The following is a 13,732-nucleotide window of genomic DNA, read 5'->3' on the forward strand; positions in this document are numbered from 1 at the left end:
ATGATTAAAACGTTTTTTACAAATGTTATAGAGGGGAGAAGTTAATATGGACTTAGTCGAAGAACTAGTCAATGTTGTTGGTAAAAAAAATGTTATTACTAACAAAGCAAAATCTTTACGTTTTAGGAAAGGGTACCGCTCAGGTAAGGGCGATGCAGTTGCAGTCGTATTTCCAACCACTTTAATGGCAATGTGGCGTGTGCTTAATGTTTTGCATGATAACAATATTATCATTATTATGCAAGCAGCCAACACTAGTTTGACTGAGGGATCCGTACCAGCCCCAGGTTATGACCGTTCTGCAGTTGTTGTGAACGGCATGAAAATTAAAGATTTACAGTTAATCAATAATGGGGAACAAGTACTAGCATTCCCCGGTACGACACTGTTTCACTTAGAAAATGAATTGCGACCACTTAAACGTGAACCACATTCAGTCATTGGCTCATCTAATTTGGGTGCATCGGTCATTGGTGGTATTAACAACAATTCTGGTGGTGCTTTGATCAGAAGAGGTCCAGCTTATACAGAGCTATCATTGTATGTTTGGATTGATGAACATGACGAAATGCACTTAGTTAACCATTTAGGCATTGATTTGGGCAAAACGCCCGAAGAGATTATTACTAATTTGCAGAACCGCAATTTTGATTTGAATCAAGTACCAGCTACTGAACATCATGGTTCAATGTTCCATCATGAACAGGTTGTGCGTGACGTTGAATCTGATAAGCCTATTCGATACAATGCAAATCCTAAAGAATTGTATGAAGTATCTGGATCGTCCGGTCACGTTGCGGCATTGGCTGTCCGCTTAGATACATTCCCAATGGATAAAAAAACACAAATGTTTTACATTGGAACGAATAATCCCGATGAGTTGGAAGATATTCGTCGCCATATTATGACGACATTCAAAGAATTGCCTGTTTCTGGTGAATATATGCATAAAAATGCTTATAAATTGGCCAAGAAATATGGTAAAGACTCACTAATTGTGATTGAAAAAATTGGTACGGGTCATTTGCCCCAAATGTTTGCGCTAAAAGCATGGGGCGAACGCTTTTTGAAGCACATTCCGTTTTTCAAACCTTATTTCCCAGATCGTTTGCTTCAAACATTAAGTAATTTATTTCCTAATCAAATGCCAAAGCGGTTAGATGATTATTACGAAAAGTACGACCATTACCTACAATTGAAAATGGCTGGTAATGGTATTGAAGAAGCGCGAGAGTATCTCAAATCTTATTTTGACAAAGCCAGTGGCGACTACTTTGAAGCCGATGCCAATGAGACCAGTAAAGCGGCAACTCACCGCTATGTAACAGCTGGGGTTGCGATTCGATATCAAGAATTAAAACAGGATAGTATTGACATTTTGCCACTAGATATCGCGTTGGCAAGTAATGATTATAAGTGGTTCGAGCATTTGCCTAAAGAGATTGAAGACAAAATAGAACACAAAATTTATTATGGTCACTTACTTGATCACGTTATGCACCAGGATTATATTCTAAAACCTGGCGTCGATGCGCATGAACTTAAAAAAGAAATGCTTAAAATTTTGGATGAGCGTCACGCTGTTTATCCAGCCGAACACAATGTTGGGCATCTATATTTGGCAGCACCGGCCTTAATCAAGCACTATAAGAAAAATGATCCAACTAATAGTTTCAACCCTGGCGTTGGTAAACAAACAATGTCTAAATATTGGGGCGAATGGTAGATTGTAAAATTAATCCGAACGCTGTTCGGACAAAAAAGATCAGCTTCCTTTAAAATGGTGTTTACCACAAACCCATCTTTTAGGAGCTGATCTTTTGTCTAGTATAACCTATTCCGAACGAATTAAAATCGAAACCTTTTGTGAACTAGGGCTGTCCAATATCCAAATGGGCGTTCGGCTGAACCGATCACCGTCAACAATTTCTTATGAATTATCTCGATGTCAACCTTATCAGGCTGAATTAGCACAAACAGATGCCGAATACAAGCGATCACGATGTGGTCGGAAAACTAAGCTAAGCGATGAGTTAAAGCAAAAAATTCTCAACCATTTACGTCTAAGCTGGTCACCAGGAATGATTGCTCACGAATTTAAACTAGCTACTAAATCTATTTATAATTGGCTAAATCAGGGGAGAATTGGTTTCTCCTTGAATGATCTACCCGAACATGGCGTACGCCAACGGCGTAACGTTGACCAACGATCCAAATATAACCAATCTTTGGGGCGATCAATTGAATAGCGTCCCATGATGATTAATCAACGTAATCGCATCGGCGATTTTGAACTAGATACAGTCGTTGGTCCTCGTGGGCATAGTAAGGCAGTTTTATTAACTTTAATCGATCGCAAATCACGGTTCCTTTGGGCATACCGGTTAAAAGATCGGACGACAGCGACTGTTAATGAAGCACTAACTAAGTTCCTAACCACTTTTAATGGTCCGGTGCACAGCTTTACTGTGGACCGTGGCACTGAGTTTAGTGGGCTAGTATCACTTGAATCACAATATGGTATTAAGACCTATTACTGCCATGCTTATACGCCAGCTGAACGTGGTAGTAATGAACGCTTTAATCGGAATTTACGTTATTTTTATCCTAAAGGGACTCGTTTTGAGCACATTAGTGCTCAAGATTTAACGACGACGTTACTCCAAATTAACCAGCGACCGCTTAAAATACTCGACTGGCAAACACCGTATCAGGTTATGCTGACAAATTTGTCCAAAAATTCGGATTAAATTTGCAATCTACCAATTTATCAATCCAATTGTCAAAATCCATTAACGAGCCGATAGTTGTTATTTTCCCCGTATCAGCTTCTTTTTTAGCTTTTGATGCCCCGGGAGAATCCAGAAAGTTAACCAACACTTCATTATTGGCAGTTTTAACCGGTGCAATCGTTTTATCTTTTCTAATACTCGGTACTCATTTAATTCGCCTCCAGATGTTTACCGTGTTTGTGCGACTGCAATTAACCTAATCCGTTATTGTAGGTGGACGGAAGCAAAAAAGCACGATTTACCGGCATAAAAATGCCACTAAATCGTGCTTTTTTAAGTTAGGGGCTCCCCTGCTAATTGAAACGCCCTATTCAGAAACCGCTGGAACCGGGGTGGCCAGAAATTCAACGGGAATTTGATGGCCATAACTCAGTAGTTGCTGATACCAGTAGTAGCTGTCTTTACGGTAACGGCTATAAGTCCCGTTGCCCGCATCGTCTAAGTCGACGTAGACGAGCCCGTACCGTTTGGACATTTGGTTGGACGATGCCGAGATCATATCGGTGGGGCCCCACATGCAGTAGCCCATTAGCTCGATGCCGTCCTCGGCCATGGAGATCAATAGCTGCTGAATGTGTTGGCGTAAATAGTCGATCCGGTACTGGTCGTGAACGTGATGGTCCGCCGTTAAAGTGTCCGTGGCCCCCAACCCATTTTCGACGATGAAGAGTGGTTTCTGGTACCGGTCGTACAAGTCGATCAGGGATAACCGTAACCCAACGGGGTCGATCTGCCAGCCCCATTCACTTTCTGGAAGGTAGCGGTTGTAAACCCCGGCCGTCCGGTTCGCCTTGGTCACTTTGAGACCAGTTGGATCGGCTGCCGTGCAGATCGACGAGTAGTAACTAAACGCAACGAAGTCTGCCGTGTTTTGTTGTAACAACGCGCGGTCTTCGGCGGAAATCGTTAACGGGATCCCCTTCCGCTTAAGTGTCGTCAGTAAGTACTGGGGGTAGCGCCCCCGAACCTGAATATCACTAAAGGCGTAGACGTCACGCATCGTTTCAGTCGCGGCCAGGACGTTTTGTGGATCACTATTATACGGATAAACCATGGTTCGTGTAATCATGGACCCCACTTGCAAATCCGCGTAACGTTGGTGACAGTATTGAACGACTTTGGCGGCGGCTAAGAATTGGTGGTGCATTGCTTGATAAATCACTGCTTCAAAGTTCTGGCCCTGAAATCGATCGGCAACTAGCCCGGCAGATGAAAATGGGTGGCGAATAATGCTATCGATCTCGTTGATTGGAATCCAGTACTTCACATCATCGTGCAAGTAATCGATCACCGTTTGGGCAAACTTGTTAAAGTAGCCGATGACTTGTGGATCGAACCAGGCGTCGTAGTTTAAGACGAGGTTTAGGGGCATTTCATAATGAGACAACGTCACGATCGGCGTAATGTTGTACTTTTTAAGTTCTTGGACGACCGCTAAGTAGTAGTCAAGACCGGCTTGATTTGGCTGGGCGTCATCCCCGTTGGGAAAAATTCGGGCCCAACTGATTGAGAAGCGGTACGTGTTGATACCCGTTGCTGCTAATAATTTAATATCCTCCCGGTAACGATGATAAAAATCAACGCCATGCCGCTTTGCCCAACCTTTTGTTGAATGATCAGTCAATGCAAGTTCAATTTCATGGCTGTCCATTTGATTAACAGCTTGATAATCATTTGTATCTATTTTTGGTCGATAGCGCATGCAGTCAGCAATTGACATTCCTTTTCCGTCTTCATCCCAACCACCTTCCACTTGATTCGCGGCAGTGGCAACTCCCCACATAAAATTCGGTGCCGTCTTGAAATAATCCATTGTAATTCCTCCAACTATGCCAGCATTAACAAGTTATTACCAACTTTTACAGATTGATTCGATTCCGGTACGGGCAAGACTTCTAAGAAATCCTTTGTATTTAATACAATAATCATCACGGTAGGATCATACCCGGCAGCCTTGATTTTCTCCAAATCAAACTTCAACAGTGGCTGTCCTTCATGAAAGCGTTCACCTTTCTTGACTAAGGTTTCAAAATACTTGCCGTGCAATTCAACCGTATCAATCCCGACATGAATCAACAAATCAGCATCATTATCCAAATGAATTCCAATTGCATGGCTAGTGTCAAATACTGCGGATGCAATACCATCGGCCGGTGCAACGACCAGGCCTTCACTCGGAATCACCGCGATACCGTTTCCCATAACACCACTCGCAAATGTCTCGTCGTTCACTTCACTTAATTTCCGTGTTTCACCGACAACTGGACTGTTGATTGTGTGTTTAGTCGTTACGACTTTATCAGCCTCAGCTTGTTCTTTTTTTGTCGTCTCATCACTCACTGGATCATCAAATCCAATGAGCCAAGTGGCAACAAAGGTTGCGATACTTGCAATAACAATGGTGGCAATGGCTAACACAACAAAATTTTCCGTCTTCGAGACCCACATCGGTAGACTTAACAATCCGGGGGTAACATAAATAAAAGCCTTCATTTTCATAAATCCAGCAAATAATCCAGCAATGGCACCACCAATCATCGCACCATACATCGGCTTCTTTAACTTCAAGTTAACACCAAACATTGCAGGCTCAGTAATACCACCTAAATAAGCCGTAACTGTCGAAGAAAGTGCTAAAGCGCGTAATTGCTTATTTTTAGTTTTTAATCCAACTGCTAATGAAGCTGCAGCTTGGGACATGTTCGAGCAAAGTGCGACCACTCGGATGATTGGATCGAATCCTTGCGTTGCAACTAGTTGAATACTGATTGGGCTCAATGCCTTGTGAATACCAATCGAGACCAACCATGGATAAGCTGCTGCTAACAATGGAATGGCAATGAAACCAGCATGTTCATACAAGAACATACTTACAGCGGCAATTCCCATAGAAATCAAGTTGGCAATCGGTCCAAGAACGATAAATGTTAAAGGCGCTGTGATTAACATGATTAGCATTGGCTCAGCAAACACTTTAATCATTCCTGGCGTAATCTTTTTAACAAATTTTTCAATATACGACATGATCCAAACGGCTAAGATCGCCGTGATCAAGGTTGACGAATAAGAGACCAGCTGAACTGGAATCCCGATAAAACTAACGGGTTTGGCAGCCGCAACTAAGGCCGTCCAGTTCGGATTGACCGTAACCAGGCCCATGAAGGCTCCTAAGTATTGGTTAGTTTTAAAAATTTTGGCGGCGGAAAACCCGATAAACGCGGGCATGAAGAAGTAGCCGGTATCAAAAATCAAATTTAGCATTTGATACGTTTGGCTCTTGTCGGAGAGTGCCCCGGTAAGCGTTAAGATAAGAAGGAGCACCTTCCCCATCCCGGCACCAGCTAAGAGCGGAATTACAGGGGCGATCGAACCGGTAATGGTCCCGATCACTTTATCAAATAAGTTGCGATTGTCTTTCCCCGAATCGGCGGTCGTGGCCTGGTTATCTAAGTCGAGCATATCAGCGAGCTCGTTATAGACATCTTCAACGTTATTGCCGATCACTAATTGGTATTGACCAGCTTTTTTGACGAGTTGTAGGATTCCTGGAATATTTTTGACGGCATCATCGTCCGCCTTGCTTTCATCATTCAAAACAAAGCGTAAGCGGGTCGCACAGTGCACGACCGATTTGACGTTGCCCGGTCCCCCGACGCCCTTAATAATGGCTTGATTCATTGCTTCATACTTCATCATGTTGCCTCCCCGTATTTTCGGTGATCCGTGCAATGTGAATCGTCATGTAGAGTAGGTCCTCATTGCTAAGATCATAATTATAAGTTTGGTGAATAAACGTTTTAATCTTTAACGCGCATTCGTACGCGGCGACCTTTTTACCTTTAATAATTGCAAGCATGTCGTTACTGAGGTCACCAATGGATTGTTTTTCATTGTTGTACATCATGTATTGCCAGAAAAATTTTAAGTGCGTGACAAACCGGTTATAATCGAGTGATTCCCGATCAATATCTATTGCCAGTTGGTACGTGACGATGCTGGTGAGTTTCTTAATAAAGTTGACGACAGCTTGAAAGTCATCTAACCGGTTCCCGAGTTCCCCGCTAATAATATGAATTGCCATGAACCCCGCCTCGTCTTCTGGTAGTGGTACCCCGCACTGTTGTTCGATCAGCTGTAATGCCCAGAGACCAATCGAAAATTCTTTGGGATAAAAGCTGCGAATCTCCCAAATAAATTGGTTGGTTAAAAATAAGTGTTCCTTGGCTCGGTCGACAGCGGACGCAATGTGGTCCGTTAAGGCGATGTAGACGCTGTCGGTCAGGTCGATCTGATCATCTGCTTGGGCCTTATCAACGATGCGTTTGGCAATTTGGAAAAACTGGATTGGGATATCGTTGATCATATCTAAAATTAGTTTTCGGTCCCCACGGCTAACCGGAGCAAACGTTTTATAAATCTTACTTTCATCAACCTCCTCATTGACGTGTTTACCGTAAGCCACGGCCTTGCCAATAACGATAAGTTCTTGGTGATCATCAGTGTGCGTGATAAATGCATTATTGTTCAGGATCTTTTTGATTTTCATCACATCACTCCCCCTTAAATGACGTTTTTTTAATAAAAAAAGCCCACTTAGCCCCTCGACTAAGTGGGTTTTGTGTAGCACTGAAACTTTGCTATAACAATCCCAATGAATTATTCGTCATTAATTTATGTGTTAATGTTAGCGCTTTTATTTACGGGTGTCAATCACCTTTTAAGCCTATTCAATGATAGCAATGGTCGACTTCCCTGGTTTAACGGGCCTGATCGTTAGTCAGAAGTTTCTAAGTCGGTACTGTCACCTAGTATCTGTGAAACATTGATAGTTGGTAAAATTAATGCTGGATATTCATTAGACGCATTAGTTATCCCTGATACTAAGGCCCGAACATAGGGATAAAGGATTGCAACGGCGTTTTTATTGATCAAGGTGTCAATGCCTACTTGTGCTTGGTCGCGGTTTGCTTTGATTAAAGCAACGACCGCTTTGGTCTCTTCCTCTTGGGACATCAAACCAACTCACAATCGAATGTTTTTCACTGCGATAATTTGTTACCTACAGGAAACAAATTACCTAATGATTAGGAATTAACTAAAATTTTCAGTATAAAATATCCGGTGGCGGTCATCAAAATTCATTGACTCTTGGCACCGGATATTTATAAAAATTATGATTAATATCGTGCTTTCTTTAAACCCCAAATTGCAAGAACAAATTAGCCACGCAATAAATCCCGGTAAGACAGTATTTTCATTGATATTCATATTTTAAAGATTCAATCTTTAGCCAGCGGCAGCGGAGAAAAGCTCTTTTGGGGTTTGGTAACCTGACTGCCGGCGTGGTAAGTTGTTTAGCTTGGCTTCCACTGCTTGGATATCACTAGGGCCCAAAGTATCCATGGACAGGCCCTTAGGCACATCACGACGGATCATTCGATTATGCGCCTCATTTGTGCCTCGTTCTGAAGAGCGGTAAGGGTGGGCATAATAAAGGTCGGCAACCCCGTCAAGCACCGTCCCCGCCGCTGCGAATTCTGCCCCGTTGTCAGCGGTAACGGACTTCATGATGTGTCCATATTCTTGGCAGATCTTAGCCAGTTCGTAGTTGACTGAATCGGCGTCACGGCCATCAATCAAACGCAGGATCTGACAGCGAGATTGGCGCTCGATCAGCGTTAGAATGACACTTTCTTGGCCATTACGTTTACCGACTACGGTATCCAACTCAAAGTGACCGAACTCTTGGCGCTGATCAATACTTTTAGGTCGCTCTTCGATACTTCGTCCGGCCAGACGCTTATGCTTGGGTGAATGGTGGTGTTTGGTGCGGCGCCGGTTTTTTTCGAGCAGATCAAGATTACGGACTTCAAGTAGTTGCGCATCGATATAGTGGTATAACGTCTTGGTCGAAACCATCTCCTCAGGTTGATATAAGCCTTCAAGTTTAGCACGGCCCACCGCGGCATCAGGCGACCAACCGTCTTGGTGCAAATGGGCCGTAAAGTAGTGGATAAAGTCAGCGACACCAGCGAGTTTCAAAGGTCGATGACAGGACATTCGGTTAGCTTCGTATTTGGCCTGTGCCGCTTCTGGCGAGTACTCGCGGTGATATTGCCGTTGACCGTTCACTTTTTTAACTTGGTCGATCTCACCACGGCGTAGCTCATTACTGATTGTTTGATGACAAACGCCGATAACTCTAGCAATTGCGCGGTTAGAGTATCCTTGGCTGTGTAGCGTGGCGATTCTGCCGCGCTCAAATGAAGTTAGGTGGTGACCTTTTTCTCGGACTGTGGTATTCTGTTCTTGCATCAAGACAATAACCTCTTTCATTTTTGTGTTGGAACATCAATGATAACAGAGATTTGTCTTGGTGTTTTTTATTTTTTCAATTAGCCGGATCTAATTGGCTAACTTGATTATAAAACGCGCGGTAATTTCTTTTAAATATTTGTAGGTTCCTTTAGTCTGCAAAACGGGTAATTCACTGGCTAAAACTGCTAATTCGTTGTTCATTTTATGATCTCCTTTGCTTTGTTAATCTCACCCGTTGTTCAGGTTTACTTTTAGGATTGTAAAAGTGAACCTAAATGACGGGTTAACCAACCGGAACGTAGTGTAGGGCGGTAGGCAGGTTCTAATCAAAATCAAAACTTAATTTATGGCCGTCAAGCTTTAACTTGGCAGCAAACGACTTTCCTTTTTTGCTCTTGAAACCCTTTAATTTGCTGGTTTCCCCCTTGGTGACCAGCGCTTTAATTGCGGTCTTACCAAGCGTCTTACTGCTCCATTTCTTGGGCAGGGTAAAGTCTTCGCCTTGCTTAGGCTTTACAATGTAAAACTTCTGTTTATTTAAAACGGTCGCTTGCGGTGTTTCTAAGAATACTTCGGCGGCTTTTTGCGCTTGCTGTTGGTGATCGATTTGTTGCTTAATGGCTGCACTGCCAGTCAATTGCGTGGGAACATCAGCAATCAATTTTTCCACGAACTTTTTGATTTGGTTCAAAAAGTTATCCGGGGTGCGTTCTTCGGTACTGATTTGCTGTAATGCTTGCTCCCATTTAGCCGTCATTTCTGGGCTAGTGAGCAAGGGTTCGAGTTCAACCGCTTTACATAAAGTAATTCCGGCTTCACTGACGTGGAGATTGTTCTTTTCAGTAACTAAATAGCCACGTTTCTTTAACACTTCTAGCACATTGGCCCGGGTCGCACTTGTCCCAATGCCTTGCACGTCTTTAAGAATCGCCTGGGCTTCCTCATCATCAAGCGTTTTGCCGGCGGTCTTCATTGCCGTAATTAGGGTACCTTCGGTAAAGGGTACCGGTGGTGTCGTTTCTTTTTGCGGTGTTTGCAGATTTGCTTGGACTTGATCACCTTGGTGAACGAGCGGTAAAGTTGCTGCTTCTTGCTGTTCGGCTTTGTGATCATCAAATAAAGCTTGCCAACCTTGCTTAGTTGGGACCTTACCGGTTGCTTTAAAATTGGCGTCACCAACTTGGGTAATAATGGTGGTTTCCTCGTACTCGTACGGATCAGCAAACATCGCTAACGTCGTTCTTAAAACCAGGTCGTAGACTTGTTGCTGTAATTTAGGCAAGCTGGCTAGTTTCTCTTTCGTCGGCACGTAACAAGAATACTGTTAAATCATCTATTAAAAACACTTATGCATAAAGAATCACAGAAAATAAATTAACAAGTTCATACATTCATTAACACCGCTAAATATCTGATAACAATTAAATTGCGCACAATTTTCATGATAACGTTGTGACCACGAAATTAAACTGCGTCTCCAAGAACATTGCAAGCAAATGTTGTCCGTCATATTTCTGTTAAATTCAGTCAAAAATCAGGTCATTTTTCGATTTTATGTTAAGACTTGTGCAATTTTAAGCAAATATCTAAAAATAATTCAAAAAAAATTCGCTTTTTATGTGACATTTACACATATTTAAACAAGTTCTAAGACCAAAGGCTTAGGCTTTCATGATTTTTCAATTACGTTATGTTACAAACATGTAACGATATTTCAATTTCGGCCAGTTTTGTAATATCGTTGGTATTGGTTTGTTACAGTACACCACTATAATTATCACTGTTGAATCGATAGTAACTAAGCAACGTCAGTCGATAGTCAGAAATTTATATAGAAATTAAAGCATAAATCCTTTAGGAGTGATTATTATTTTATTAAGCAAACGCGTTAAAATGTTAATGTTCACCACAGCCGGTGCCGCAGGTTTATTCCTAGTCGGTGCACAACAAGCACAGGCCGCAACTGTAACAGCACAATCTGGTGATACAGTTTCCGAGCTTGCTGATAAATACGGTGTTTCTATTGATAGCATTGAAAAAGCTAACGATATTGACGCTACTACTCATTTGATCTTTGCTGGTCAGAATTACGAAATTCCTGACGGCACAGATACAACAACTACACAGGCTGCGACTACACAACAAACTGCAGCACAATCTGCTCAAGCTACACAAGCAGCTCAAGCACAACAACAAGCTAGTGCAGCTCAAGCACAACAAGCCGCACAAACACAACAAGCTGCTTCAGCTACAACTAGTACAACTTCAACTTCTACTGGTTCAAGTTCAGAAGAAGCTGCTAAGGCTTGGATCGCTAACAAAGAATCTGGCGGTTCATATACAGCAACAAATGGCCAATACTATGGTAAGTATCAATTAAGTTCTTCATACTTAAATGGTGATTACTCAGCTGCCAACCAGGAAGCAGTTGCTAACAACTACGTAACTTCACGTTACGGTTCATGGGTTAATGCTCAATCTTTCTGGCAATCAAACGGTTGGTACTAAGCCAACACATAAATTCGAAATTTCAAAACGTCCGCATTTGCGGGCGTTTTTTTTATGCACTTTTTAGGCTGAACGAACAGCAGGACTGCCTTTCCCGTCGGTTATATGCTATGATTAAAGCGATAACATCTGCGTTAAGCGCGAACAGTAAGCCCCAGATGGCGCTGTTCGGTTTGACGGCTTTTAGCTAATTATGTATATAGGAGGTTTTTATATGTCAACGAAAACATTACCTACGCGTGAGCAGGTGCCCACAGAACTAACTTGGGATCTGACCACGGTTTACCCCAGTGATACAGATTGGGAGAACGCTTTTAAAGAAATCACAACGCTGGGGCAGGATGCCGCTAAACTTAAAGGTACCCTTGGCGATAGCGCACGCGATCTAAGCGACGGTTTGGATCAGATTTTTGATCTTTATCGTAAACTAGAAAAATTATACGTTTATGCTAGTTTGAAACATAACCAAGATAACGATAACCCCACTTATCAAGGTATGGATCAACGAGCTGGTGCATTAGTAGCACAAGTATCTGCTCAGGTTTCCTTTTTAGAACCAGAAATTTTAGCGATTCCGGCTGATGAACTGAAAAATTATATTGATAGCAGCACTAATTTGCAGGTTTACCAACATTACTTAGAACAAGTTACGGCAACGCGTAAACATGTGCTTTCCGCTGAAGCCGAAGAATTATTGGCTGGTGCTAGCGATGTTTTTGATGCTTCTGCCGCAACGTTTAATGTCTTGAACGATGTTGACCTACCATTTCCAACCGTTAAAGATGCTCAGGGCAATGATGTTGAATTGTCACAAGGTGTTTATGGAACTTTGATCGAATCAACCAATCGTGACGTACGTAAGCAGGCGTTCCAACAACTCTATAAAGTTTACCGCCAGTTCCGTAATACACTGGCTTCAACTTTGTCCTCACACATTAAGATGCACAACTACCAAGCGCGAGTTCATCACTATGATTCTGCCCGCCAAGCCGCCCTTTCTGCCAATCATATTCCCGAAAGCGTTTATGATACGCTAGTCGCTGAGGTCGAAAAAAATCTACCGTTACTACATCGCTATGTGGCTTTGCGCAAAAAGATCCTTGAGGTCGATCAACTCCACATGTACGATATGTATACGCCTTTGACTGGTGAACCTAGCCTATCTTACACTTACGACGAAGCTAAAGCTGAAGTATTGAAGGCCACCAAAGTGCTGGGTCGTGAATACACCAGTATCGTACAAGAAGCTTTTGATACCCGGTGGATCGATGTCGTTGAGAATAAAGGCAAAACAAGTGGTGCCTATTCATCCGGCATGTACGACACTAATCCCTACATTTTATTAAACTGGCAGAATAATTTAAACAATCTGTACACGTTAGTTCATGAAATGGGGCATTCAGTCCACAGCCATTATACGCACCATAATCAGCCATACGTGTATGGTGACTACGCTATTTTTGTCGCCGAGATTGCTTCAACAACCAACGAAAATTTGTTAACTGATTACCTATTAAAGCAACAAACTGATCCACGGACGCGGGCCTACATTCTGAATTATTATTTAGATGGCTTCAAAGGCACAATTTTCCGGCAAACCCAATTCGCTGAATTTGAGCACTTCATTCATACCGAAGATGCTAAGGGCGTACCGTTGACTGCAGAACATTTATCTGATTACTACAGTAAATTGAACCAGAAGTATTACGGTCCAGCGGTCGAAAATGATCCCGAGATCGCTTTGGAGTGGTCACGGATCCCTCATTTCTACTTCAATTACTACGTTTATCAGTACGCAACTGGTTTCGCGGCCGCCACAACGCTAGCCGATAAAATCATTAATGGTGAGCGCGCTGACCGCAATGCCTACATTGATTATTTGAAGTCTGGCAGTTCTGCTTACCCAATCGCAATCATGCAAAAGGCTGGCGTTGATATGACACAGCCAGCTTACTTGGAACAAGCATTTAAAGTCTTTGAGCAACGTTTAAACGAATTAGAAACACTATTAAAAAATTTAGACTAGCTTATTGCAATTAAATCCTCTAAAATGAAGCAAAGAGCGCCACAAACGCAGGGAGCACCCTCTGACGATTGCGACGCTCTTTGTTTAT

8 protein-coding genes and 2 pseudogenes are annotated in these 13,732 nt (G+C 42.6%); 4 read left to right on the forward strand and 6 right to left on the reverse strand.

Features of this window, described 5'->3' with window-relative positions; translation table 11 throughout:
* Nucleotides 1-46: 46 nt before the first annotated feature.
* Nucleotides 47-1,726 (forward strand): D-lactate dehydrogenase, encoded by a 1,680-nt coding sequence (dld, locus tag LC20001_RS13435; protein WP_010010295.1) that lies wholly within the window; start codon nucleotides 47-49, stop codon nucleotides 1,724-1,726.
* 94 nt (nucleotides 1,727-1,820) lie between these two features.
* A pseudogene (locus LC20001_RS13440) lies at nucleotides 1,821-2,750 on the forward strand (IS30-like element ISLpl1 family transposase).
* Nucleotides 2,751-3,099: 349 nt separating this feature from the next.
* On the opposite strand, the gene LC20001_RS13450 reads toward LC20001_RS13440, so the two are convergent.
* From LC20001_RS13450 to LC20001_RS13480, 6 genes and pseudogenes are all read right to left on the reverse strand, one after another.
* Nucleotides 3,100-4,605, reverse strand: coding sequence for a glycoside hydrolase family 1 protein (locus LC20001_RS13450; RefSeq protein ID WP_010010297.1), 1,506 nt, complete (start codon nucleotides 4,603-4,605; stop codon nucleotides 3,100-3,102).
* Between the two features lie 14 nt (nucleotides 4,606-4,619).
* Complete coding sequence (locus tag LC20001_RS13455) at nucleotides 4,620-6,485, reverse strand: PTS beta-glucoside transporter subunit IIBCA (RefSeq protein WP_010010298.1); 1,866 nt, start codon at nucleotides 6,483-6,485, stop codon at nucleotides 4,620-4,622.
* Nucleotides 6,475-7,338, reverse strand: a complete 864-nt coding sequence (locus LC20001_RS13460) for a PRD domain-containing protein (RefSeq protein ID WP_010010300.1) — start codon at nucleotides 7,336-7,338, stop codon at nucleotides 6,475-6,477. Before LC20001_RS13460 ends, LC20001_RS13455 begins: the two co-directional genes overlap by 11 nt.
* A gap of 227 nt (nucleotides 7,339-7,565) precedes the next feature.
* The gene (locus tag LC20001_RS13465; protein WP_010010301.1) at nucleotides 7,566-7,805 is read right to left on the reverse strand and encodes a protein-export chaperone SecB; all 240 of its coding nucleotides are present in this window, start codon (nucleotides 7,803-7,805) and stop codon (nucleotides 7,566-7,568) included.
* Nucleotides 7,806-8,078: 273 nt separating this feature from the next.
* Nucleotides 8,079-9,107 (reverse strand): IS30 family transposase, encoded by a 1,029-nt coding sequence (locus LC20001_RS13470; protein WP_164512712.1) that lies wholly within the window; start codon nucleotides 9,105-9,107, stop codon nucleotides 8,079-8,081.
* A gap of 325 nt (nucleotides 9,108-9,432) precedes the next feature.
* Nucleotides 9,433-10,419: pseudogene (locus tag LC20001_RS13480) on the reverse strand (DNA topoisomerase); the annotation flags it as partial.
* Between the two features lie 584 nt (nucleotides 10,420-11,003).
* Here LC20001_RS13480 and apf point away from each other — a divergent pair.
* Together apf and pepF are read left to right on the forward strand one after the other, a co-directional pair.
* On the forward strand, nucleotides 11,004-11,618 hold the full coding sequence (gene apf, locus LC20001_RS13485; RefSeq protein ID WP_010010303.1) for an aggregation-promoting factor: 615 nt from the start codon (nucleotides 11,004-11,006) through the stop codon (nucleotides 11,616-11,618).
* Nucleotides 11,619-11,832: 214 nt separating this feature from the next.
* Nucleotides 11,833-13,644, forward strand: a complete 1,812-nt coding sequence (pepF, locus tag LC20001_RS13490) for an oligoendopeptidase F (protein WP_010010304.1) — start codon at nucleotides 11,833-11,835, stop codon at nucleotides 13,642-13,644.
* Nucleotides 13,645-13,732: the final 88 nt, after the last annotated feature.

The sequence above is a fragment of the Loigolactobacillus coryniformis subsp. coryniformis KCTC 3167 = DSM 20001 genome (genome assembly GCF_002706425.1).
In the GTDB taxonomy this organism is placed as follows: domain Bacteria; phylum Bacillota; class Bacilli; order Lactobacillales; family Lactobacillaceae; genus Loigolactobacillus; species Loigolactobacillus coryniformis.

What these genes read in the sequence shown, in the direction of transcription:
- LC20001_RS13470 (WP_164512712.1), bottom strand. Translation starts at nt 9,107, where the DNA reads ATGCAAGAACAGAATACCACAGTCCGAGAAAAAGGTCACCACCTAACT.
- pepF (WP_010010304.1), top strand. Translation starts at nt 11,833, where the DNA reads ATGTCAACGAAAACATTACCTACGCGTGAGCAGGTGCCCACAGAACTA.
- LC20001_RS13465 (WP_010010301.1), bottom strand. Translation starts at nt 7,805, where the DNA reads ATGTCCCAAGAGGAAGAGACCAAAGCGGTCGTTGCTTTAATCAAAGCA.
- apf (WP_010010303.1), top strand. Translation starts at nt 11,004, where the DNA reads ATGTTAATGTTCACCACAGCCGGTGCCGCAGGTTTATTCCTAGTCGGT.
- LC20001_RS13460 (WP_010010300.1), bottom strand. Translation starts at nt 7,338, where the DNA reads ATGAAAATCAAAAAGATCCTGAACAATAATGCATTTATCACGCACACT.
- dld (WP_010010295.1), top strand. Translation starts at nt 47, where the DNA reads ATGGACTTAGTCGAAGAACTAGTCAATGTTGTTGGTAAAAAAAATGTT.
- LC20001_RS13455 (WP_010010298.1), bottom strand. Translation starts at nt 6,485, where the DNA reads ATGAAGTATGAAGCAATGAATCAAGCCATTATTAAGGGCGTCGGGGGA.
- LC20001_RS13450 (WP_010010297.1), bottom strand. Translation starts at nt 4,605, where the DNA reads ATGGATTATTTCAAGACGGCACCGAATTTTATGTGGGGAGTTGCCACT.